This window comes from Legionella lansingensis (assembly GCF_900187355.1).
Classification (GTDB): Bacteria; Pseudomonadota; Gammaproteobacteria; order Legionellales; family Legionellaceae; genus Tatlockia; species Tatlockia lansingensis.
Map to the genome: position 1 here is coordinate 2,439,642 of NZ_LT906451.1, position 23,033 is coordinate 2,462,674.

A 23,033-nucleotide genomic window follows, 5' to 3' on the forward strand; every position below is an offset into this window, starting at 1 on the left:
AATGTTTAATTGTTATACTTCATGTAGCTAAGTTAAACGAGAACCCAAAATGCCTAAGAAGTTACCGACAGCCAAATATTTTGAAATTATCAAAGAAAACCATAGAAAGTATTTAGAAGAAAATATGGTTACCCATCTTGAGCTGACAGGCGATCTAAAACAGGCCAAGTTAGTTGATGAATATACTAAAAAAATAGGTTCTTACCATGGAAAGAAACAACGTTATTTAAATCGTGCGATTGAACAAGCCTCATTGGCTACTAAAGTAGGTCATGGTGCATTGGCCGCCCTTTTCGGGGTTGGTGCGGGTGGGCTTGCTTTTTATGCTCAAAAAAGCAGTTCTATTACCGACGCAATCAATCCCTTAGCAGGGGTACAAAATACCGCAGCAGGTCTTTTTAGCGCTGTAATAGGAGTAGGCGTCAGTTACTTAGCCTACAACGCCTTTGAAAAATGGACTGAAAAACCCGCAGAAGCTGATGAAAAAATGTTTAAAGAGGCCATGGAAAAGGCAGGATTCACCAATAAGAAATATGAAAAACTATCCGAAGAGATAGTGAAGTTATTCCATTTCAGAGAATGTCTTTTGTTAGGTCTGAAAGATACCGCTGGTATGAATATGCGCGAGGAATTCAAAGAAAAATATGCGCCTGATAGCGAGCCCTACAATGAGGAAGCACTCAATGCCGCCATTGAGGTCTATTTTTTGGCCCAGTTAAATGAGCTATTTAACAATGCCTTCAAAGAAATTTACGCCATTCATGATGAAGAAATAGAAGAAGATAGTGCTCAGTATAGAGTCGTCAGATGGTTAAGAAGTTTTTTTGAAAATAAGGAAAAGAGACAAGAGTTTAGTCAGCAGTTGCAACTTCGCTTCATGGAGCAATGCTTAAATTATCTCGAAGCCCAAATGGCTGAGCCCAGCTTCTTTGCTAAATACCCTTATGCTACGGCAAGTATGAGCGGCTTAATAGCTGGCGCGATTGCTTTGGGATTGGCCGCAGCCATCATTGGTGGCCCAATCACCTTGGGGATCTTAAGCATCGGTTTGGTTATCGCTTGCGTGACTGCCGTTGCTACTTATTGGGCAGTGAATAATATTGACAGCTTACATTTCAAACGTAGTAAAGAAAACCGCACTGCCATTCAACAAGCCATTGATGATGTCACCAAAGAAAGTGAGCGCCTGGAGCGTTTAATTCAAGACGTGGTTCACACGACACCGGAGGATGTAGAACGATTAGCGGAGTATAAAAAAGAAGGTGTGCCAGAGGGATTTTTATCTTATTTCAACATTTTTAGCCAAGGGAAAAAACAAGTTGCCATGGGGGCTAACACCGCATGGATTAGAGAGCATGCTTCTCGCTATCGCCACAGCAAATTCGTGGAAATCGATTTATCTGAACAACATACAGGCATTATCGACAATGGATTAAGACAAACTGAAGAAATGCAGGCACAATTAAAAGACGCAGTACATAACAAGAAAGCTCCTAAATTGCAACATTTTATTGAGCACACGCAAGAATACTTACGTACACCTGAACATCGCGATTTTATTCAAAGATTTAAACTGGTTGAGAAAATTAAGCAACAGGTATTAGAGATCGTTGCCGCGCTTCCAGAAGAGGATAAAGAAAGCCCCTTACCAGAAGAACTGATAGCTTTCTATACAGCCCCTATTGCAGAAGGTGGTTTGGGTGGTTTAAAACAAGATCTCGAGCAAGTAAGAGCTTTAGCTCCTATAACTGACGCGCCAGCGAATAAATTCCATCCCTATAATAAAATATTGGTTACGGCACAACGATTTAATTATGCCTTGACGCAAGCTGAAAATAGAGACTTTATTTTAAGAGGTGATGATGGTTATCGTGACATGCTTGGCTTAAGTGTTACTAGTCCTAGTGAGCGAATCGAAAATAAAATCAATGCTGGAAATATTAAGCAATATTTAAATCATTCCTTTGATTTTCTTTATTCTCTTAATCGAAGCGTACAAACCTATGAATCCTCCAAGTTGGATGAGCCCTTCGAAAACAGTATGGAATTCATTTTATATAGAACACTGCTTATTAAACAACTAGCAAGCTTGTATGATCCAAACAACCTTCGCGTTGATGATTTGGTACGACGTGAAATTGAAACATTTGCACGAGAAAAACTGCACATTGATCCCAAAGTTGTATTCGACAATGTCATGCAGCAAGCTTTATTTATTGAGCGCGATAAATCTGGTCCCAGTATCGAAGACCCATTGGGTGTCAAACGTCCGCTAAGCGATCTGGAGTATATCGCTGATGCTATCCGCGTGGATTTAGCTTACGCTTCCAAAGCGGTTACGCCAAGAATGATGATTGCACCAGAAGCAAAAGACTTCTTAATTAAGAAAGCTGATACCGAGCGAACCATGTTTTCTTACGAAAACTCAAAAGCTCAGTTGACTCCAGAACCAACCCCCGAATACGTTGAAAAGATAAGGCAAACGATTGCTACAACAAAAGAGTTTCTCAAAGCAATGGGGGAGAGAAATACTTTAAAGCAAACGGGGGCTTTAGCGTGTTACATCTACGATTGTCATAATGAAATTATGGCCTTACGTCAACAAATCGTAAAATGCGATGAGGCAGTACCTAAGAAAACGACCGAGAAAGACGAGGTTTTAAAATCTAAAGAGCTTGCAGCTGCAGATAAATTATTAGAAGACTATCAACTGGAATTGAAGCAATTATTAAGTATAAAAACAGTAGAAGAGAGTCAGCTAATGCAATCCACCATACATTTTGGTAAGTTTAAAACGCCACAACCGGATTTGCTAACATTTAGTATAACGGATCTTGAATTTAGGGAGATGATAGAGCCTAAAGCGCAGACTTCTGAATCCCCACGTGTAATAAATGAAGATTTGTCTACGTCTACCTTAATGCGCTCTATTATTTTTATTGAACCCAAACCTCCCGAAATCAATAAAGAAAACCTAGGCAAATTTATTAAAGACATGGAAGGCTATCTGACCCAACTAAAAGAAGAACCAGAGATTTCGCGTTTTAACTTTTATAGTTTTTCTAATTCAGATAAGATAAAAGCTGCAGAGGCTCTTAAAAAGGCGCTTGAGCATTTATCGAAAGACGAAGCTGTCGACGACACTGCATTCTTGAAAAATCCAATCTATAATGATCCCAAACTAAAAAATTTGATTTCCATAAATTTAGTGAGCATGGGGGTTGACGATTTACATGAGTTATTCGCGTCTGCAAAAAAACTTGAAATATAAGATTCTGATCAATTTTTCTCTTTAGATAACCTGGAGGTTCGCTAACGCGACCATCCAGGTACATCTCCCTTAAAACAGTTAACCTTAATCGCAATGCCTTCCTGTAATAAATAAAAAAAGATGATATTATTTTATCTTTTTATAACAAGGACGCTATCCCATGAAGCCACAGGACCTAACTGCCAAACTGGCATTACTAAGCACCACTCATTTTTGTGACGCCTCTCCCAATGTTAAGATTTTTGATTCAGACCTTCGTTGTATTTCTGAGAATGTACGCATGATAGGTAAAGCGTTGACTGTGCAAACAGACGGTGATTTACTCCCCATTATGCAGGCGATCGAATTGGCTGAGCCTGGTGATGTGTTAGTTATTTCCTCAGGTGGCGTAAAAACAGCGTTAGCAGGAGAAATACTTTCAACAGCTGCTATGCGAAAAGGAGTAAAGGGGGTTGTGTTGGATGGTTATTGTCGTGATGTAGAGGCCATTCGCAATTTTGCTTTACCTTTTTATGCTAAAGGATCTTACCCTGCAGCCGGAGCAAAACTTAGGCTGGGTCAACTTAATGTCCCCATCATGTGTAGCAACGTCAGCGTTTATCCTGAAGATATTATTTTTGGTGATGACAGCGGTCTTATTGCAATGAGTGCTGATGAAATGGACAAAATTTTACCTATTGCCACAGAAATTAAAGCTAGAGAAATAAAGGCTCTAGATAAATTACAACAAGGCATGACCTTAAGCGACATTTTTAATCTCAGAGAGCACACAGAAAATCTTCGACAGGAAAAACCCAGCGCCTTACGTTGGCTGGAGTAGTTAGAAAAATGTAGCCCGGATTAGACGAAGTCGTAATCCGGGAAGTCTAGGCGCATGTCTTGTGTGCTTTCCCGTATTACGCTGCGCTAATACGGGCTACATGGCATAGACAATGCCATCAAGATGAAGCAACTTCCATGTATTGACGAAGTTTTTTCATCGCATTTTTCTCAAGCTGGCGCACCCGCTCTGCCGAAACACCATACTTGGCAGCCAAATCATGCAAAGTTGCTTTATCATCTGTCAACCAACGTTGCTGCAAGATATCCTGACTGCGTTCGTCTAATTGTTCCAAAGCCAGGAACAATTGTTCACGACCATGCTCACCACTAACTTCTTGTTCAATCAAATAAGCAGGATCATTATTCGCATCATGCAGATAATTCTCAGGTGCTTTATATGCGTCGTCTTCATCGTTAGAAGCTGGGGCATCATAAGAGGCATCCATGGCACTAAGGCGCTGCTCCATTACCAAAACATCTTCGCGACTAACCCCCAAATCCCTGGCTACAGCATCCACTTCTTCGTGACTCAACCAGCCCAGGCGATTTTTCATATGACGAAGATTAAAAAATAACTTGCGCTGAGCTTTTGTTGTAGCCACTTTCACGATGCGCCAATTGCGCAATACAAATTCATGGATTTCAGCTTTAATCCAATGAACAGCAAAGGAAACTAAACGAACACCCATTTTAGGATCAAAACGTTTAACTGCCTTCATCAAACCAATATTTCCTTCCTGGATTAAGTCATTGAGGGGTAAACCATAACCTAAATAGCCCCGGGCAACACGCACAACATAGCGTAAATGAGCGAGCACCAACTGACGAGCAGCCTCCAGATCACCCTCATTCTGGAAACGTTCGGCGTAGTCATACTCTTCTTCAGCAGACAGTACCGGTATTTGATTGACACGATGAATATAAGCATCCAGGCTACCAATAGGTAGTGTCAATGATGCCAATTGTAACTGCTGATTCATATACATCCTCCAATTACCAACATCGTATTAAATCCAACGGTCATCCCCACTCAGGACTTGGATCCGTCCTGAGTGGATTCCCGCCTACGCGGGAATGACACGGTTTGATTGGTAAAATTTCCTTATTATAACTAATTATAGGGCTCAATTGAAGCAAGTTGTTGGTTTACTGATAACCGAGCCCCTAACCAACCAAGTATACTAGATACCAATACAAGCAAGTAAGCTTGTTTAACTGTCAACCCCATAATTGGGTAATGCATTTGATAAGCCGAGGCAAGCTGTTTGATAGCTACAGCAAAAGCTAGCATAAATATGTTCACAAAAAGTACCGCGAGTATTGCACCAGCAAGACTATACCAGACTCCCGAGTATAAGAAGGGGCGAGCAATAAAGGGATCAGTAGCTCCAATGAGCTTCAACACCCGAATTTCTTCTTGGCGATTATGAATCGCAAGACGTAATGTGTTGCCAATAATAAGGACGACAGCTGAGGCCAACAACGCCATAATAGCCTGAGCTGCTTTGCTAGCAAAACCAAGAATAGCATGCAAACGAGTTATCCACTCCATATCCAATTTGGCTTGCTCCACCTGAGGCAACGTTTGCAACCTTGTAAATAGTTGCTGAACTTGAAATGGCTGACTAAGCGCAAGAGCCGGGATAACTTCAATGACCGCAGGGAGAGGATTTTCAGGTAGGTAACGCATAATATCATGCATCCCCTCTTGCTTCTGGAGTTCAGTCAATCCCTCCGCGGACGATTTCAAACTTGCCTTTCCCACCCCATCCATGGCTCTCACCTGTTCCAAGAGACCTTGCTCTTCTGTAGCCGATAATGCGGTCTTTAAGTAAAGGGAAATATGCCCGCCTCGTTGCCAATGTTTAGTAATGTTTTGCAGATTGTCACTAAACACCCAAAACAATGCCGGTAAAGTTAACGTAATGGCAATGACAATGACAGTCATCATTGTTGCCATAGGCTGTCGCATAAGCAAAGTAAGACTACCATTCGCGGCTTGTAGATGATATGAAACCAATGATCGAATCGTCTTTAACACATCCGCCCCCCTTTAAGCATAACGATGCGATGTTTCATCCCTGCTATTAGGGCAAGATCATGAGTAGCAATAAGAATACTCACTCCCACCTGATTAAATTGCGCAAAAAGCTTCATGATTTCTGAAGATAAGCTTGGATCAAGGTTGCCTGTTGGCTCATCAGCAAGGAGAAGAGCTGGTTTATGAACGACCGCACGTGCAATCCCTACCCGTTGTTGCTCACCACCTGATAAATGGATAGGCAACATTTTCTCCTTGCTTAGTAAATCAACCATATCAAGAGCAGCACGCACCCGTTTGCTAATCATCGCAGGAGCAAGACCTTGAATTTGCAAAGGAAGAGCAACGTTATCAAAAACAGTTCGGTCATTTAACAAGTGAGGAGACTGAAAAGTAATTCCTAAACGGCTGCGATATCCAGCAATATCTTTCTTTTTAAGTTGGTTTAAGCGCACACCATTAATAACGATCTGCCCTGATGAGGGCTGCTCCAGCATGGCAATTAACTTAAGTAACGTGCTTTTTCCCGCGCCTGAATGTCCTGTCAAAAAAACCATTTCCCCTTTTTGCAGGGAGAAATTAACATTGCTTAGGGCTTCAAAACCACCTGGATAGCGCTTACTGACGTGATCAAATTTAATCATCATTAAATATGGCTCTAACAAATTGTGAGGCATTGAAGGGACGAAGGTCATCAATTCCTTCGCCAATCCCCAGATAGCGAAATGGTATTCTTAATTCATTGGCAATTGCAAACAAAATTCCCCCTTTTGCTGTACCATCAAGCTTGGTCATCATGATACCTGTTAAACCTATAGCTTGATGAAACTGTCGAGCCTGATTAAGGGCATTCTGGCCTATGCTGGCATCCAAAACTAAAAGAACTTCTTGTGGCGCTTCGGCATCCAATTTTTGTATCACACGTTTAACTTTTTTTAGCTCTTCCATTAAATTACCTTGCGTATGAAGACGACCAGCTGTGTCTGCTATCAAAATATCCATACCGCGTGCTTTCGCTGCCTGCAGGGCATCGTAAATCACCGAAGCACTATCAGCTCCGGTGTGTTGAGCAATGACCGGTATTTGATTACGTTCGCCCCATACTTGTAGCTGTTCGACCGCTGCTGCACGGAAGGTATCACCCGCAGCAAGCATGACTTTTTTACCCTGCTGTTGAAATTGCTTGGCTATTTTTCCAATAGACGTCGTCTTTCCTGCCCCATTAACTCCCACCGTCAAGATGACAAAGGGCGTTGTAGCTGAGCTTTCTATCTGTAACGGTTTTTCACAAGGGAGTAATATCTCTTCCAAGCGCTTTTTAAGGGCCGCAAAAACAGCATTACCATCTGTTAATTGATGTCTTGCCAAACCATCAATCAGTTGCTTTAGGACCGTTTGCGAAGTTTCAACCCCTAAATCAGCGCCCAACAATAGGACTTCCAACTCTTCAAGAATGGTATTGTCAATTTCTTTTTTGCCTAGTAACAACCGACCAATACCATCACCAAATTGCTGTCGAGTTTTTGTTAGTCCTCGTTTAAAACGCGCAAAAAAGCCTTGTTTTTCATTACCATGAACATTATCTTGCTCACCAACCTCCTCTTTTCGTGCTCCTTCTTCGGAGGCGGTAGTCGATAGTTCGGGCGGGTTCGCAACTGAATCCGTCTCATTTTGATTTCGCTTAAACCATTTAATCATAAGTATACAAAACAGAAGAAATGTGGAATTCTATCACTTTTTTTGTTTCGGAGTTAATCCATGCGGATAGCTTTAATGGTGCTTTTGACTGCACTTTCCTGTCAAGTCATGAGCCAAGTACGAGAATTCACTCTAGAAAACGGTTTGAAAGTACTCGTTAAGGAAGATCACCGCGCACCTGTTGCCGTATCCATGCTTTGGTATAACGTAGGCTCAGCTGATGAACCTGGTGGATTGACCGGAGTTTCGCATGCTTTAGAACATATGATGTTTAAAGGAACACCTAAATATCCGCTCGGCGTCTTCTCTAAAACCGTCGCAGCTCGCGGCGGGCAAGAAAACGCGTTTACTAATTTTGATTATACCACTTATTTTGAAAAAGTTGCTGCCTCACAATTGCCCATAGCCTTTGAGCTAGAAGCTGATCGTATGCAAAATCTACTTCTCGATAAAGAAGAGTTTGCCAAAGAAATTAAAGTCATTCGCGAGGAGCGCCGTCTACGAACTGACGATAACCCCCAATCCCTTGCCTTTGAACGCTATTTAGCTACGGCTCATTTAGCAGCTCCTTATCATCACCCTGTCATTGGTTGGATGAGTGATTTGCATCAAATAAGTATTGATGATCTTAGAGATTGGTACCGGCGATTTTATGCGCCTGATAATGCCACCTTGGTTGTTGTAGGGGATGTGGATGCTGAAAAAGTGCATCAATTAGCCATTCAATACTTTGGCAAGATAACAAAAAAAGCGCATTACACTCGCAGATTACAGGTTGAACCCCCGACATTTGGTCCCAAATTAGTTGAGGTTTATGCACCTGCCAAATTACCTATGCTCATGTTTGGCTATACAGTACCCAGTGTAAACACGGCAAAAAATACTTGGGAGCCTTATGCTCTAGAACTTATTGCCGGTATTTTAGATGCGGGCGAAAGCGCAAGATTTGCAAAGAATCTCGTGCGTGGGGAGCATATCGCGAGTGGCGTGGATATCTATTATAATTTATATGCTCGTTATCAAACCCAATTTGTTGTCTTTGGCACCCCTTCTCAATCACACACGGTAGATCAGTTGAAAACCGCCATGGTTAAAGAGGTAGACAACTTAAAAAATAACTTGGTTCCGGATGCTGAGTTACAACGAGTCAAAACACAAATTATTGCACAAAAGACCTTTGAAAAAGATTCAATTTTTGGTCAAGCTATGGAGTTAGGACTACTGGAAACAATCGGCCTTGGTTGGGAAACGGCAGATACTTACACTAACAAAATAAACAGCATTACCCCCGAACAAATACGAGAAGTCGCGCAGCGTTATTTCAAAGAAACAGCAGAAACCGAAGCATTATTGATTCCGATACCCGAAGAGGAAAGCGCATGAAAATCTTAGAACTCTTATTTGCCCTTGCCATATTGTTGCTACCGCAAGCGGCAACTGCGGATACGTTTAAGACAGAGAAATGGCAGACTGCTAATGGCGCACGCGTTATATTTTACCAGGCTCTAGAAGTCCCCATGTTGGATATTAGTGTGGCTTTTGCGGCAGGTTCAGCCTACGATGGGAAACATTTTGGCTTAAGTAGCTTAACCACAGATCTGTTAAATCAAGGGAATGCAGGTTTGGACGCTACCACTATCGCAGAAAGACTTGCAAATATTGGTGCTCAGTTTGAAGGGGAAAGTAGTCGCGATATGGTGGTGCTGAGATTAAAGACGCTAACCACTCAGGAAGCCCTTAAACAAGCTCTAGATACGTTTACATTAATTCTGACCAAACCCGATTTCCCACAAGATGCATTCCATCGGGCAAAGAGTCAACAGCTCTTAGCCATCGCGCAAAAACAAGAATCCCCTGAGGATGTCGCCAATATCCTTTTCTTTAATAAATTATATGGGGATCATCCCTATGCTCACCCCGTCATAGGAACGGAAGAAAGTGTTAAGGCTATTGAGCCTCAAGATGTCCGCAACTTCTACAAACACTATTTTGTTGCCTCAAATACAGTGGTTGTTATGGTTGGGGCCATCGATAAAGAAAAAGCCCGCCAACTTGCGGAGCAACTAACCAAAGCACTCCCCCGAGGTCAAGCAGCACCCACTATCCCTAAAGCGCCCCAATTAAGCGCAAGTGAAAAGCTAACCGTTAATTTTCCATCATCGCAAACTATCTTACGATTAGGACAAATTGGCATCAATCACCACTCCCTTGATTATTTTCCTCTTACAGTAGGAAATTATATCTTAGGTGGGGGGACTCTGGTTTCAAGACTGGCTAATGAAGTGCGAGAAAAGCGGGGATTAACCTATGGTGTCGTTAGCCAATTTATGCCGATGCCTGGTGATGGACCTTTTTTAATTAGCTTAGCTACAGAGAATAAACAGGCTATTACAGCACTAAAGATAACAGAAGACACCCTAGTACAATTCATCACCGAAGGTCCTAATGAAGCCGAGCTTACTGCTGCCAAGCAATATCTAACAGGGAGCTTCCCTTTATCCCTGGCAAGTAATAGCAGTATTGCTAGTATGTTATTGCGTATCGCATTTTTTCATTTACCGGATGATTATTTAGACACTTACATTGCACGAGTCAATGCCGTCAGTATTGCAGACATAAAAAAAGCTTTTCAAAAGCAAGTAAATCCAAACAAAATGCTTTTGGTTTCAGTAGGAAAATTGTGAAGCAGACTGTTCGTATCATTGGGGGGCAATATCGTGGCAAAAAACTGTCTTTTCCCAATATTGAAGGCCTAAGGCCAACCCCAGACAGAGTGCGAGAAACGCTCTTTAACTGGTTAATGCACGATATCGGGGGTGCGCACTGTCTTGATGCGTTTGCAGGAAGTGGCGCTCTTGGGTTTGAAGCGTATTCACGGGGCGCCAGGAGCGTTGTTCTTGTAGAAGCTTCGTCCAAGGTTTATGTGAATCTCAAAAAAATTGCCCACTCTTTTAACTCCCCTAATTTATTGATCATTCATGGCAATGCCGAAGACTACATGCAAAAAAGTAGCGAATCCTTTGACATTGTTTTTTTAGACCCTCCTTTTGCGAAAAGTTATCTTCTTCCGAAATGTTTGGATATCTTGTCTCACTCCAATTTGTTAGTGTCTGGTGGCTTGGTTTATCTTGAATCACCTGATAAACTTTCAGTTGATCCAGAGCGCTGGGAAGAAAAAAAATCAAAACAAGCAGGACAAGTAATCTATGGCCTTTATAAAAAGAACTAACATCCTGAAAGGTCCCGCCTTTCCCTTGACAAGGGCTAAGGCTCCTGTTTCAATCACCGGAATACACACTCTATACAAAGCCCAAAAGATGACCAACAAGCTGGTTTTGCTTATCATTGTTGCCATATTATTGACAGGATGTCGCGGTAGCAAAATTTTCATGAAACCACCAATCAATGACCCAAGTGACGATGCCACCATAAAACTTGCACAAGCTGCTTCATCTGTCAGTGATTCGATGCTTGAAATTCAGCGGATAGAAAAAGTCATCATCCCACAAAATAAAGATAATACGTTGACCATACCCAACGCTTATAATTTTCAGATACGAGCTTCCGTGGATTGGTCTGGTCCAATAGAAGAGGTAACGTTACGAGTTGCTAGGGCAGCACATTTTCGCTTGCGCGTTATAGGAAAGGAGCCCGCTGTGCCTATCCTGGTTAGTCTGAATTATAAAGATATGAGCTTAGCTGAAATCCTACGTGATATTGATTATCAGGCCGGTAAGAAAGCAAGCATTTATGTGTACCCTAACAGTCAAGTTGTTGAATTGCGCTATGCGAAAATTTATTCTTAGTTTTTGTATCTTATGCATGGCTCTGTTGATTGCCTGCCACAGAATGGTAGTCGTCCCAGATACAGGTTCTCTTGCTGGTCTGCAAGCCATGGCAAATACTAAAAGCGCCAAAAAACGCAGTAAAGCCAGTATGGGTAAAATCCGGGAAATGGCACTGAAAGAAACTGCTCTAAGTTTAGGAGCACAAGCCGGTCTTGCCTGGCGTGCCAAAATAATTGATGAGCATCTGGTTAAACAAGCCCGTAATCTTGATGCTATTTTTGACTTCAATTCCTTAATTCTTGAACATAATATTTTGCCCCCTGTTTTACTTGAGGGCCGCAATACCTTGAATTTGGCAGATGCACAAACCATTCGTATCTCTGATCGTACTTATAAAGTGGCCAAGCAAGCACGTTTTGTTACGACTCCTCCTAACTGGCGGCAATATTTATGGATGGACTACAAGAAACCTGATCCTCCCCATATGACTCTCCTACCAAAGACAAAGCAAGAAAAACAGCTGTGGTGCTATTATGTTGAAAAAGGCTGGAAAAACGGTATTGACCAAGCGGGTGTTATTCTTGAAGAAAGTATTGCTCGAATTAAAGAAGATTTTGCAGGAATGATCCTTTACCGCAAATTACTTGCTATGAATATGGTGTCACCACCCTTTGTTTCCCACACGGATTTAGGGGTAACTGGCGATGAAGCCGAAATGCATATTGATGATAGGGTCTTACGTATTACAGCCTTGCCCAGACTTAATGTTAATAGCAAAGAATGGGTAGCTGCCGTGGCCAAAGATGAAGACGCATTGGAGCACTTCAGAAACATGGAAAAATTAGCACAGAGCACTAAAATTACTATTACTAGTAAAGCATGGCAACCTGTTATTGCCCCCATTAACGATAAACCAATTTCTTAAGTTGATGTAAGAATTATGAGTAGTACTAATGTTAATTTAATGCCCGATGAACCAACGCGTTTTTCTCCAGTGTTTATGGATAAAATGCTGGAACATGCTGAACGCTTAAAAGCTTCAGATATCACCATTCAAACAGGTGAGCCTATTTTTGCTGAAGTTTATGGCCGTCTCTATAAGATTACTAATCGGCGACTCTCTAACACAGAGTTAGGTGATTTAATCAATGCAATTTATGGCCCAAATGCCACTACGCAATTGCTATCGGGTAAGGACATTGATACCCATTATGAATTCAGACCCACCCGCGGTGTACGTTACAGGTATCGGGTAAATGCTACCTCTTGCCTAGTTGAAGGTCATGATGCTATACAAATCACGCTAAGAACAATTCCGACCACACCACCAAAACTGGAAACCATGGGCTTACCTGATGACATTCTTGAGGCGATAGCTCCCCAAGAAGGCATTGTATTTATTACTGGAGCTACTGGCTCAGGTAAATCGACCCTGTTAGCCTCGATCATTCGCGAATTAATAGAGAAAGAAGAATCACATCGTAAGGTTTTAACTTACGAAGCACCTATCGAATTTGTCTACGATGAGATCGAAACCATATCTGCTATTGTGAGCCAATCCGAGATCCCACGTCATTTGCCAGATTTTGCCGATGGGGTGCGTAATGCCCTTCGCCGCAAACCAAGATTAATCATGGTTGGAGAGTGCCGTGATGCCGAAACCATTAGCGCAGCACTTGAGGCAGCCCTAACCGGCCACCCCGTTTATACTACACTCCACACATCTGGAGTTGCTGAAACCATGCGACGTTTGGTTACATCGTTTGCTGGAGAAGAACGAATTGGGAGAACCATTGATATTTTGGAGACTATTCGACTTTGTATTTGGCAAAAGCTCGTGCCTACAGTGGACGGCAAACGTGTGGCATTACGAGAATACCTCGTCTTCAATGAAGAAGTTCGTGATATCTTACTAGAAGGCGACCCAAATGAAGTGACTTCGACGACGCGTAAACTTGTTCGTCAACGAGGACAATTAATGACTGTTGATGCCAGAGAAAAATTCGAACAAGGGCTCATTAGTGAAAGAACCTATAAGATAATTATTGCCGGTACCAAGGAATACCAACGTTAAACTCCTACTGCAAAATAAAAAAGGAGCAAAATTGCTCCCCTTTGAGAGATTATAGACCTTTCGAAATTCGCTTTATTGATCCTCTTTACTTGGAGTAGATTCAGGAGTTTGTCCCTCTGCTCCCAATTTGGCACCGCCGCCAAAGGCTCCCTTGACCTTAGACCAGGCTTTTTGACCTTGACTAGACAATTGAGAATCAATTTGTTGTTGAGCCTTCGTTGTAGCCCCCCCACCTTCTTTTACCTGTCCTTTGGCTTCTTCACCCCACTGAGCAGCCTCTGAACCAACAGTTTCAGCTTGCCCACCAATCCAGCGTAATACTTTATCAGGCAGAACGGTAATCAACGTAAAGGCCTTCTGCACAACGATCAAATACATTGTGGTATATACGAGGATTGAGAAGAAGAAACCATAAATACCAGCCCAACCCGAATAACCTTGAGTGGTATCTATGTTACCAGCCTGTGCCTGTACATTTGAATTCGGATCCCAGTTTGAAGTGTAGTTATACGTCATGCCACTTGCGCTACCTTGGATAAAGGACATTGCATTTGCAAATCCAGCATTAATTATCCAAACGGATACATAAGTGAGAGCAATTGCAGCAATGTAACCGATGATCATCATCGCTGGGCGCAGAAAAACATTAAAGAGAATCATGATAGCCTGCTCACCTTTACCAAAGGCCTCATGACCCTCAGGATGCGTAACTCCCAATGCCACAATAGGTGCTGCAACCATTGCTTCGATGACCACCATCAACCACGCAATGGAGCCGAAGGTGAAAATCATATAAGGCACAAATGGTATATAGTAGGCCGTTACAAAGCCAATACTCACCATTACTGCCATCCAGGCAAATAACAGCGGAAATACCATTGCTATCAGGGCGAATATGAAAATTCCAAAAAGTGGGATCAACGAGGTCATAATGGCTACGGTCAGCAAGACAATCCATAACTCATTAGCATAGTTAATATAGTTCACCCCCATATTAGCCAAGGCTATCACGGGATTGACAGCAGGCTGCTGAATCAGAGCTACCCCGGCCCGAAATGTGCCCGCGATACCCATCAATGGCACAGAAAGGAAAGTCAGCACTACCGCATTTATTATTTGAGCCACGATGTTCAAGAAGAAGTTATAAATATTTCTAATAATATAATTGTAGAAAAGATTTCCCATCATCTGACCGAAACAAGTCTTCCAGAACATGATCTTAAGTTCCCCACAAGGGAAGTTCTGCTCGGGTAATTGGAATTTACCCATATCAATATTGATATTGAACTTCATTGTGAATTGTGGCGGACTTTGTCCAGGTTGATCAGGCAACTGAACCATCATGGAGTTTTGTAGAAATCCATACACCGTAGAAGAAAATGCCCCCGTTTGTGCATCTGAAGTTCCAGCTTGTAAACCAGGTATGGCACTAGAGCCAGGCATATCAAGAGGACTTCCAAGGTTAGCGCCATTGATTAAACCAATGACTTGATTAATCAATGTTGGATCACCATTCATCCAATTACATAGATAAACGGAGGGTGTTTCTCCGGTGCTGCATTTTCCACCAACAAACGCATTATTTAGTTGAGACAGATCGACTTTACTTCCATTTAAACCTGTTCCTGTATCCGTTTTATCAGGGTTGAGCATTGAGGTAGAATTCAATTGCGCTAGGTTAAAAAAGTAACTGCCTGCTAATATCCAGCCGTAGTTGTTAGCATCTTGGATAAATGCCCGTGCATTAGCCGCAGCAGAACCTTTTTTAACCTGCTCAAGTAAATTAAGGGCTGGTAGCATGATACCGTTGTAATCGGCAATAGCGCCCTGGAATTCAGTACCATTAAAAAGAGGTGCTGATTTGTTTGAACTTCCTGGATCTGAACCCCAATTAATACAATTACCAGACCCGGTTTGACTAGTACAGACCGTTTGGCCATTAGCCTGCAAAGGAACACCGAATTGCTGTACTGCATTTATTGAGAAGTTTTTTTGCCCGGATGAGTCATCCGTGTTTGTTTGGTTAGTTGGGTTTAAACCGGGATCATTATTGACCATGATTTGGGCAACAATACCTAGATCAATGTACATTTGCTGAACAGCGATAGCTCTCGACATTTGCGTCGTTTGAAGTTCATCCTTGGTAATCGTTACCCCACTGGGATTCTGCTGATCCAAGCCATCTGCACCAGTAAATTTGTTCCACGCGATGTTGCCACAGATACCGTTAAGCTGACTATAGGGCTTAACGGTAAGATTCGGCATAGGTATAGAAAAAGATTTGTCTTTTTTCGCGTTATTCTCATAAGAAATCACATTTACGCTACTTAAGAAATCCGGTACAGGGGTATTACAAAAATCCTGCATGTCACCCGTAGCGTTAAAACAAGGTCCAACTTGCTTTTCTTTAGCAGCAAGAAAAGATTGGCGTTGCGTTTCTAGTGCCGATTGAATGCCTAACATACAAACCTGACCAGTCAGAATCGTTTCAGCCCCGGTAGCAACTTCATTACCAGCAGCCCCCAATGAGACAGCAGGTTTCATTTGGGTCTGAATAATCGCTCCACCACGATTTAGATAACCAAGGGCTGCTTGCCAAACTTTATCTGCGGCCCCCACGCCTTGAACAACAATCCACATCACAAAAATCTGCATTACACAGTAGCCAGATGCTTTTGGGAATAAAAGGGCAAGACCAAGGACAGAACGCAATGGAACCCAAATGGAAGACCATTTTTGCCCTAACATTTGCCCCTCATGTGCCGTATTCATGGTAGACACTGTCAGGGTATACATGATGATGAGGCCGCCTATGGCAAGGACTGCGGAGTTAAACACTCCAAACATCGTCCCCATAATTTGGCTACCTGTACCATGCAATATGCCGTCAACAATACCGAAAATATTTCCTAAGAAAACCACAGAATAATCCTGCGGTGGTGGCGAGAAGTTTAGAGAGGAACCACCATCTGAAGCGAGAACCAGACCAGGGAATATTATACCCAGCAAAATAAATGCTATTTTATTCATCATTTATCACCTTTCAGGCCCTGCCTGTACCACTCGCTAATTGAGCAACCTAACTTTCGCGTTTTGATCTGAAAGTACCAAAAGTGATAGCGAAAGGCTAAGGCCAACGCAATTAACATCAAAATGAAACTAATTATTACTGCTCTATAACTTCCGTAATAAAGATGGTATATAGCATATCCAAAGATAAATATCGCTGCTGTACACATAAGTATACTCAGACGATACAAGGCAGATTGCTTAGCCTGCAAATCTTGATCACTTAAATTCATTCTTGCGATTGCTGCATCAAAAGACTCTCCTTTGTCTGCTTTCCCTTGAGGAACAAACATTCTAAAAAAACCAGCTACCAAATAATTGGTAAACGATCTGGTACGATCAAAATCAGACCATGCCCGCACATTGAAAACCTGCTTGAAAATATTAACGAGTCGGGTGCTTTTTTTGATTTTCATAAAATTTACTTTTTGCTAATGGACTTTTACTCTTCTTACTATACTATAGTAGTTAGAATATACGCAGTTCATCAATGAGTTATACCGTAAAAAAAGAGTAAAAAATGCCCGATCTTAGTCATGAAGCCTCATCCAGGTATTGGTTTGAGTATGTTGATCCGATGATTTACAGGGTCATCACGTTTATGGAAAGTGTAGAAGACTGGACCTTGGATGGGAACCCTGAGTTAGAAGAAGCAATCAACCGCCTGGGTAAGGAACTTGATGATATCGAAAAAATTGACATGAGTACCTTAGGTCAGGAAGATAATTTTATACGTTTGGTTGGGAATATTAAATCCGGAAGGGGTTTGCGACTTTTGCAAGCCATTGACACCGTTCATCCTGGAAGTGCCTCACGAATTTTAATACATGCTGAAGAAACCAGTACAGGCAGTCATGATCCAGCTGGTTTCTTTCTGAAAAGAAATATCGTTTTTGAGCGGCTACGTCTGCTCGCCCGTGTTTTTTCCGAGTATCGTTTAAAACTTGTAGCTCGCGCTCTTGAAGGGGAAGAATAGATGAAATCACTTAGTCGTCACTTAGTTTTATCAAGTATATTACTTTTTACTACCTCCATCTTTGCTTCTCAAGGAGGGAGTAACGGAAGCACGGACGATGACTCTCTCAGTACCATCAAGACTTATTTACTAAATTTAGGTCAGTATTTAGGCTACAACATCGACCAAAGTCCGCAAACTGAAGATAATCCAGTCAGCGACACATTGATGCAGGTAACGACACAAGCACTAACAGCCACATTATTACCTGCCTTTCAAAGCCTATGGGGCGCTCTTCCTGTGAATACAGCTGGACTTAACATGTTAAGCGGCACAGTTAATCCCATTTTTGTTCCAGCGAATGTCCAAACCTATTCGCAACTTAATGCCGCTGCTAACAGCACATTTATGTCTTCTCAATTCTACACACCTTCCAGCGGGATTTCAGTATCCACATTAATCGATCAACCCAATGTAGGTGCTACTACCACCAGCCAAGGACAGCAATACCAATCTGATCCAGTCAGCCAAGCTGTTGCTAATATTTTGACAACACCTGATTATAGCTATTGCTTGGATAATGCGGGTGCTAATTTTATCCAACAGTGCAACTATCCCTCCGGGCTAAAAAATGAAGCTCAGATCATGCAAAATGTCATTGGTGCCCTCCCAAATCCAGTAACCTTTTTTACCCCCCAATTTAATCAAAATGTGATACCACAACTCAATAGTAATAGTCTTATTGCACCCTTGATGTACTCTAGTACCTCACTTGGTACTGACCAAACACAGAGTGGATCTAATTTTGTAAACACTGCGACAATCGGAGCACCCTCAGGTACGACACCCAGTGGTCCTCTACAAGCGCAAACTCAAGCGCAACAGGCGCTAAATTTTATTCGCTATGCTACATCAGCAGTGGCTCCACTTGCCCTTCCTAGTTACAATGACTATGGTAATTTGTATCTGCAAATCATAGATACTACGAATAAGTATACAGCCGTACAAAAATGGCAAGCGGCCTCCACCATTGCTAACTACCTTGCGAACTTAAGAGTTTATGCTGCACAAGCTTCTGTAGGTATTGGCAATCTGTATTATATTTTGTCAAAAAGAATGCCTCAGCCAATCCAAGGAACACAAACCACTGAAAGCACAACTACCAGTCAGGCTCTTAGCGAGTATAATATGGCCACGTGGCGGCTTTTTAATCCAACCACAGCGTCTCAAACTCAAGGCCAACCGGGTCAACCGACAACAACGCAATGGATAACAAATTTAAATCAGGCTTCGGCAGCCACTATTCAAAAAGAAATCGCAATCCTGCTTGCTGAAATTAACTACCAGCTCTATCTCAATCGTCAACAAGAAGAACGGCTTCTCTTAACCAATAGCATGTTGTTGCTGCAGAATGCCAGAGCTTCTCAACCCACCGGAGCTCTAGCGGCAACAGGTCAAGCAAGCGCCTCAACCTCAACCACTGCAGCCGGTACTCAATAATACTGAGCCTGACTTACCGTCTCCTAGGTTTCGAACAGCAGCATCTAAGCTGCTGTTCTTTTTTTTCGTAGCAATTTTCCCGGGTTAGGAAGTTTTCTCTCTACGTTTCGGGATGACAACAAACTTGTCACTCAGAGCACAGCGAAGAATCCCCTGTATCTTGAGAGGATCTATCACTACGTTCAAGATGACGTCTTCTCTGGGAGAGTATATAATTCCCCTTTTGCACTCACACTAGCTAGCAAGGAATAAAGCTATGCTGAAACGCGATATCTCCCGCACAAACGTATTAATTGCCGCCGCTGGCGGCATGATAGGGTCTGGCTGGTTATTTAGTCCTTTTATTAGTGCTCAGATGGCTGGTAGCAATGCCTTGATTAGTTGGATTATTGCTGCTTTGTTTATGCTATTTATTGCTTTACCCTTATGCGAACTCGGTGCTATGTTCCCTATCTCAGGGGGTATGACTAACTATCCGAGTTTTACACATGGCAATGACGTGGGTTTTCTGTTTGCCTGGACATCTTGGTTATCTTATGTGGTTATGACGCCCATTGAAATTCAAGCTATCTTGCAGTATTCAAGTCACTTTTTTCCCAGTTTGATCGTTAAAGACACCACAGCATTTACGTTGTCAGGCACTGGGTATGTAGTGGCGATGGGAATTATGTTGTTTGTGGTTTTATTAAATTCTTATGGCATTAAAATGCTTGCGGAATGCAATAAAATCGCCAGTATTATCAAATTCTTGGTTCCCAGTATTGCCATTATCGCCCTGCTCTCTAGCGCACCCTCCATGAGTAATATCGAAGTGAATCTAAATAATAAAAACGCCTGGGTACAGATTTTCACCGCACTTTCCGCAGGAGGGATTGCCTTTGCTTTTACCGGATTCCAAAATGGGTTGATGTTGGCGGGTGAAGTACAAAATCCACAACGCAATATCCCCATTGCTATTTTAGGGGCAGTGTTTGTTGGTTTCGTATTATATTTTATGCTGCAGTTAAGTTTCCTGGCAGCAATACCTTCATCCTATTTAGCCCAGGGGTGGCAAAATTTAAGCTTTCCCGGTGATAGTGGACCATTGGTTGGATTAACCTTATTGGTGGGCTTGGGGGTTGTTGCCATGTTGCTTATGTTTGATGCCGCATTTTCACCTTTTGGAACCACCTTGGTCTATACAGCTGCTACTTCTCGTATACTATACGGCATGGCTTTAAACAAACATTTACCCAAACTCTTTTTAAAGTTAAATAAGCATAAAATTCCTTATGTCACCCTATATGCCAATTTCCTGGTTGGAATTTTATCTTTCTTGCCGTTTCCTGGCTGGCAAAAGATGGTAGCCTTCTTATCATCCTGCAGCATCTTATCTTATGGGATAGGACCTATTTGTCTATTGGCTATGCGAAAACTTAAGCCGCATCGAAACCGTCCTTTCAAACTTTGGGCTAGTTTATTTTTTTGCCATGTCGCCTTTTATGTCTGTAATCTGATGTTATATTGGTGTGGCTTTGATATTTTATGGAAATTGGATTTAGCACTTCTTATTGGTTTTATTATCAATCTTATCTACCAAAAACGCCGATTTAGCGATTGCAGCCGTAGTCTTTATTGGTTTGCTTTCTATATGATTTCAATGTTAGTTCTTTCTTACTTTGGTTCATTTGGGGGCACAAAACAATTGCAATTTCCTTTAGATATTATTTTGATTCTTCCACTAAGTATCCTCATCCTTTATTTATCACAACACGTCCTTATAAACAGCGAGATGCATGAAGAAATAACGGCTACTCTGGAGCTTGCTGAGGCAGAGTAAACCCATTGTGGAACGTCTATGACGTTCCTTTTCCTTCGTTCTTAACTTCATGATGGAGCCAATAATTAGCGATATCAATGCGTCGCGTTAGCCATATATTGGAAAATTGTTTTAAATAATCAATGAACTGTTTAACAGCCATGCAACGTCCAGGGTGCCCAGATATTCTGGCATGAAGGCCTATCGTCATCATAGCTGTCCTTTCTTCCTGGTATAAGTAGTCAAATGTATATTTGAGATGTTTAAAAAATTCCTCCCCATGGGAAAAGCCTGGGGAGGTGCTGAAACGAAAATCATTACAATCTAGAGTATAAGGAATGATCAAATGCTGACCTTCAAAGTAAGGTAGATCGTCAGCATAACTTTCTGAATCATAAACAAAGCCGCCAATCTCTAATAACAAGTTGCGAGTGTTCTTACTTCGCCTTCCGGTGTACCAACCTTGTATGGATTTGCCTGTATGTTCTTGTATGGTTTCCTTGCATTGTAGAATATGTTTTTTTTCTTCTTCTTTAGGGACGCGAGTATAATCTATCCATCGCCATCCATGCCCAGCAATCTCATGGTTTGCGGTCTTTAAGTAATTGCATAACTCGTCATTCAAATTTAGCGCTAGCCCCGTTGCAAAAAAGGTGAGCGGGATGTTCTCTTTATCGAATAACCTAAGTAAACGCCACACACCAGCACGACTACCATATTCGAACAAAGATTCCATGCTTAAGTTACGCATTCCTGCCGGTTTCTTTGCCAGAGGAAATTCACCCCCATAAACTTCAGCCTGTTTGTCCCCATTTAAAGGGGTAAGCTCAGCCCCTTCTTCATAATTCAACACAAAATTAACAGCGATCTTGGCTTGATTGGGCCAGTATATGATTGGTGTCTCTCGTCCATACCCCACCATGTCGCGAATCATCATCTATCCTAATTCTAGTGAAGTTATGCCATAAATCTGCTTACTTGGAAGGTCCGCCGGTTGCCCTCTCAAATACATTCTTGCGGTTTGGAATACTTTTTTTAATGGATAGCGCTTAATCAAGACCTCAGTAGCATTAGGGTTATTGTCAGGGATATCGATAAAAACGTCCTCACCTTGAGCATGATGTACTAACGTTAAGAACAATGTTTCTGCTATATTTGGATTATCCGCAAATAAAGGTCCGATTTTAAACCCATTTTGACAAGCTCTTAGTACACCATAACCACAAAGCTTCCCTCCACTAACATAACCCAGGCTAGCACCCTCTGGCTGTTTGATCCAACATTTCAAGAAAACTTCACGTGGGGCTGGAAAATGCAGGCGGTCATAAGTACAAAGCCTATTAAAATCAATAGCTGACAACGGAATGATCTTCTCATCAACATGTTCAAGAGTAGGTATATTCTTTACAAGATAACGATTATTGTAATGCGCAATTCTATAGCCAAGACGGGCATATTTATCGAGCATATTGATAACCCCATCTAGTCCTGCATTGCGTTGGCCTATATAAGCTAAACGTGCCTGTGTTAATGCCAATCCATAGCCATGCCCTCGGTAAGTTTTATTAACCATATAAAAACCACAGAACGCAAATTGTGCATCATAGACTACCGCAGAACCAACAGCGATGATTTGATCATTTAATTTACCAGCAAAAAAGCCTTTTGGATCTGTTTGATAAAAGCATGCAAGATCATGCAAACCAGGATTCCAACCCTCCTGAGTAGCCCATTCTATTGCACAGCCGAGCTCCTCTTGGGTCATGCGCTCCACTCTGAAATCCTTTTCCATTGCAGCGCTCCCTAATGAAAAATTAGCGAATAACTATATCAATTAGCCTTACCCTTGCTGGCTATTTAAAGCAAAATGTCATCCAAATTATACTCAACTTAAAGCCAGAATGTCTTATCGTATTGCAAAAGCAAAGAAATTCCAGCTGATAAATTTCAGTGTTGCAAGGAAAGCAACTATCCTTATTAATAGGATAGTGCAGTTTGAGTGCATTAAAGGGAGATT

The 23,033-nt window shown here is 41.9% G+C and carries 19 protein-coding genes; 11 read left to right on the forward strand and 8 right to left on the reverse strand.

What is annotated here, in order from left to right; all coding sequences use genetic code 11:
- Positions 1 to 49 precede the first annotated feature (49 nt).
- Positions 50 to 3,271 carry a hypothetical protein gene (locus CKV79_RS11170; RefSeq protein WP_028373153.1) on the forward strand — a complete coding sequence of 1,074 codons (3,222 nt, stop codon included), beginning with the start codon at positions 50 to 52 and terminating at the stop codon, positions 3,269 to 3,271.
- Positions 3,272 to 3,431: 160 nt separating this feature from the next.
- Positions 3,432 to 4,091, forward strand: coding sequence for an RraA family protein (locus CKV79_RS11175; RefSeq protein ID WP_028373154.1), 660 nt, complete (start codon positions 3,432 to 3,434; stop codon positions 4,089 to 4,091).
- Between the two features lie 118 nt (positions 4,092 to 4,209).
- Here the strand turns inward: CKV79_RS11175 and rpoH are convergent, their stop codons facing one another.
- The 4 genes from rpoH to ftsY form a co-directional block, all read right to left on the reverse strand.
- A complete protein-coding gene (gene rpoH, locus CKV79_RS11180) occupies positions 4,210 to 5,073 on the reverse strand; it encodes an RNA polymerase sigma factor RpoH (protein WP_028373155.1) in 864 nt (287 codons plus the stop codon).
- A gap of 131 nt (positions 5,074 to 5,204) precedes the next feature.
- The gene (gene ftsX, locus CKV79_RS11185) at positions 5,205 to 6,134 is read right to left on the reverse strand and encodes a permease-like cell division protein FtsX (RefSeq protein WP_028373156.1); all 930 of its coding nucleotides are present in this window, start codon (positions 6,132 to 6,134) and stop codon (positions 5,205 to 5,207) included.
- On the reverse strand, positions 6,128 to 6,778 hold the full coding sequence (ftsE, locus tag CKV79_RS11190) for a cell division ATP-binding protein FtsE (protein WP_028373157.1): 651 nt from the start codon (positions 6,776 to 6,778) through the stop codon (positions 6,128 to 6,130). The genes ftsX and ftsE overlap by 7 nt, the downstream gene beginning before the upstream one ends.
- Positions 6,771 to 7,832, reverse strand: a complete 1,062-nt coding sequence (ftsY, locus tag CKV79_RS11195; protein WP_028373158.1) for a signal recognition particle-docking protein FtsY — start codon at positions 7,830 to 7,832, stop codon at positions 6,771 to 6,773. The genes ftsE and ftsY overlap by 8 nt, the downstream gene beginning before the upstream one ends.
- Positions 7,833 to 7,892: 60 nt before the next feature.
- Between ftsY and CKV79_RS11200 the strand changes: the two genes are divergently transcribed.
- The 6 genes from CKV79_RS11200 (at position 7,893) to dotB (ending at position 13,694) form a co-directional block, all read left to right on the forward strand.
- The gene (locus CKV79_RS11200; RefSeq protein WP_028373159.1) at positions 7,893 to 9,215 is read left to right on the forward strand and encodes a M16 family metallopeptidase; all 1,323 of its coding nucleotides are present in this window, start codon (positions 7,893 to 7,895) and stop codon (positions 9,213 to 9,215) included.
- Positions 9,212 to 10,516 carry a M16 family metallopeptidase gene (locus tag CKV79_RS11205; protein WP_035915462.1) on the forward strand — a complete coding sequence of 435 codons (1,305 nt, stop codon included), beginning with the start codon at positions 9,212 to 9,214 and terminating at the stop codon, positions 10,514 to 10,516. Before CKV79_RS11200 ends, CKV79_RS11205 begins: the two co-directional genes overlap by 4 nt.
- Entirely contained in the window at positions 10,513 to 11,061 is a 549-nt protein-coding gene (gene rsmD, locus CKV79_RS11210) for a 16S rRNA (guanine(966)-N(2))-methyltransferase RsmD (RefSeq protein WP_028373161.1), read from the forward strand. The genes CKV79_RS11205 and rsmD overlap by 4 nt, the downstream gene beginning before the upstream one ends.
- 160 nt (positions 11,062 to 11,221) lie before the next feature.
- Positions 11,222 to 11,638, forward strand: a complete 417-nt coding sequence (gene dotD, locus CKV79_RS11215) for a type IVB secretion system lipoprotein DotD (protein ID WP_231950110.1) — start codon at positions 11,222 to 11,224, stop codon at positions 11,636 to 11,638.
- Positions 11,619 to 12,545 (forward strand): type IV secretion system DotC family protein, encoded by a 927-nt coding sequence (locus CKV79_RS11220; protein WP_028373163.1) that lies wholly within the window; start codon positions 11,619 to 11,621, stop codon positions 12,543 to 12,545. Before dotD ends, CKV79_RS11220 begins: the two co-directional genes overlap by 20 nt.
- A 15-nt stretch (positions 12,546 to 12,560) precedes the next feature.
- Positions 12,561 to 13,694: a Dot/Icm type IV secretion system ATPase DotB gene (gene dotB / locus CKV79_RS11225; protein WP_028373164.1), complete on the forward strand. Its 1,134-nt coding sequence runs from the start codon at positions 12,561 to 12,563 to the stop codon at positions 13,692 to 13,694.
- A 72-nt stretch (positions 13,695 to 13,766) separates the two neighbouring features.
- Here dotB and dotA read toward each other — a convergent pair whose 3' ends face one another.
- Positions 13,767 to 16,724, reverse strand: coding sequence for a type IVB secretion system protein DotA (gene dotA, locus CKV79_RS11230; RefSeq protein ID WP_051546152.1), 2,958 nt, complete (start codon positions 16,722 to 16,724; stop codon positions 13,767 to 13,769).
- Positions 16,724 to 17,179, reverse strand: a complete 456-nt coding sequence (gene icmV, locus CKV79_RS11235; protein WP_028373165.1) for a type IVB secretion system protein IcmV — start codon at positions 17,177 to 17,179, stop codon at positions 16,724 to 16,726. Before icmV ends, dotA begins: the two co-directional genes overlap by 1 nt.
- A 104-nt stretch (positions 17,180 to 17,283) precedes the next feature.
- On the opposite strand from icmV, the gene icmW reads away from it, so the two are divergent.
- The 3 genes from icmW to CKV79_RS11250 all read left to right on the forward strand — a co-directional run bounded on the left by icmW (position 17,284) and on the right by CKV79_RS11250 (position 21,037).
- On the forward strand, positions 17,284 to 17,739 hold the full coding sequence (gene icmW / locus CKV79_RS11240) for a type IVB secretion system protein IcmW (protein ID WP_028373166.1): 456 nt from the start codon (positions 17,284 to 17,286) through the stop codon (positions 17,737 to 17,739).
- The gene (icmX, locus tag CKV79_RS11245) at positions 17,740 to 19,218 is read left to right on the forward strand and encodes a type IVB secretion system protein IcmX (RefSeq protein ID WP_028373167.1); all 1,479 of its coding nucleotides are present in this window, start codon (positions 17,740 to 17,742) and stop codon (positions 19,216 to 19,218) included.
- Between the two features lie 256 nt (positions 19,219 to 19,474).
- Positions 19,475 to 21,037, forward strand: a complete 1,563-nt coding sequence (locus CKV79_RS11250; RefSeq protein WP_028373168.1) for an APC family permease — start codon at positions 19,475 to 19,477, stop codon at positions 21,035 to 21,037.
- A 16-nt stretch (positions 21,038 to 21,053) separates the two neighbouring features.
- Here the strand turns inward: CKV79_RS11250 and CKV79_RS11255 are convergent, their stop codons facing one another.
- The gene (locus CKV79_RS11255; RefSeq protein ID WP_028373169.1) at positions 21,054 to 21,950 is read right to left on the reverse strand and encodes a polysaccharide deacetylase family protein; all 897 of its coding nucleotides are present in this window, start codon (positions 21,948 to 21,950) and stop codon (positions 21,054 to 21,056) included.
- Positions 21,951 to 21,953: 3 nt separating this feature from the next.
- Positions 21,954 to 22,808 carry a GNAT family N-acetyltransferase gene (locus tag CKV79_RS11260; protein WP_028373170.1) on the reverse strand — a complete coding sequence of 285 codons (855 nt, stop codon included), beginning with the start codon at positions 22,806 to 22,808 and terminating at the stop codon, positions 21,954 to 21,956.
- Positions 22,809 to 23,033 lie beyond the last annotated feature (225 nt).

What these genes read in the sequence shown, in the direction of transcription:
- CKV79_RS11170 (WP_028373153.1), top strand. Translation starts at nt 50, where the DNA reads ATGCCTAAGAAGTTACCGACAGCCAAATATTTTGAAATTATCAAAGAA.
- CKV79_RS11175 (WP_028373154.1), top strand. Translation starts at nt 3,432, where the DNA reads ATGAAGCCACAGGACCTAACTGCCAAACTGGCATTACTAAGCACCACT.
- rpoH (WP_028373155.1), bottom strand. Translation starts at nt 5,073, where the DNA reads ATGAATCAGCAGTTACAATTGGCATCATTGACACTACCTATTGGTAGC.
- ftsE (WP_028373157.1), bottom strand. Translation starts at nt 6,778, where the DNA reads ATGATTAAATTTGATCACGTCAGTAAGCGCTATCCAGGTGGTTTTGAA.
- ftsY (WP_028373158.1), bottom strand. Translation starts at nt 7,832, where the DNA reads ATGATTAAATGGTTTAAGCGAAATCAAAATGAGACGGATTCAGTTGCG.
- CKV79_RS11200 (WP_028373159.1), top strand. Translation starts at nt 7,893, where the DNA reads ATGCGGATAGCTTTAATGGTGCTTTTGACTGCACTTTCCTGTCAAGTC.
- CKV79_RS11205 (WP_035915462.1), top strand. Translation starts at nt 9,212, where the DNA reads ATGAAAATCTTAGAACTCTTATTTGCCCTTGCCATATTGTTGCTACCG.
- dotD (WP_231950110.1), top strand. Translation starts at nt 11,222, where the DNA reads ATGAAACCACCAATCAATGACCCAAGTGACGATGCCACCATAAAACTT.
- CKV79_RS11220 (WP_028373163.1), top strand. Translation starts at nt 11,619, where the DNA reads ATGCGAAAATTTATTCTTAGTTTTTGTATCTTATGCATGGCTCTGTTG.
- dotB (WP_028373164.1), top strand. Translation starts at nt 12,561, where the DNA reads ATGAGTAGTACTAATGTTAATTTAATGCCCGATGAACCAACGCGTTTT.
- dotA (WP_051546152.1), bottom strand. Translation starts at nt 16,724, where the DNA reads ATGAATAAAATAGCATTTATTTTGCTGGGTATAATATTCCCTGGTCTG.
- icmV (WP_028373165.1), bottom strand. Translation starts at nt 17,179, where the DNA reads ATGAAAATCAAAAAAAGCACCCGACTCGTTAATATTTTCAAGCAGGTT.
- icmW (WP_028373166.1), top strand. Translation starts at nt 17,284, where the DNA reads ATGCCCGATCTTAGTCATGAAGCCTCATCCAGGTATTGGTTTGAGTAT.
- icmX (WP_028373167.1), top strand. Translation starts at nt 17,740, where the DNA reads ATGAAATCACTTAGTCGTCACTTAGTTTTATCAAGTATATTACTTTTT.
- CKV79_RS11250 (WP_028373168.1), top strand. Translation starts at nt 19,475, where the DNA reads ATGCTGAAACGCGATATCTCCCGCACAAACGTATTAATTGCCGCCGCT.
- CKV79_RS11255 (WP_028373169.1), bottom strand. Translation starts at nt 21,950, where the DNA reads ATGATTCGCGACATGGTGGGGTATGGACGAGAGACACCAATCATATAC.
- CKV79_RS11260 (WP_028373170.1), bottom strand. Translation starts at nt 22,808, where the DNA reads ATGGAAAAGGATTTCAGAGTGGAGCGCATGACCCAAGAGGAGCTCGGC.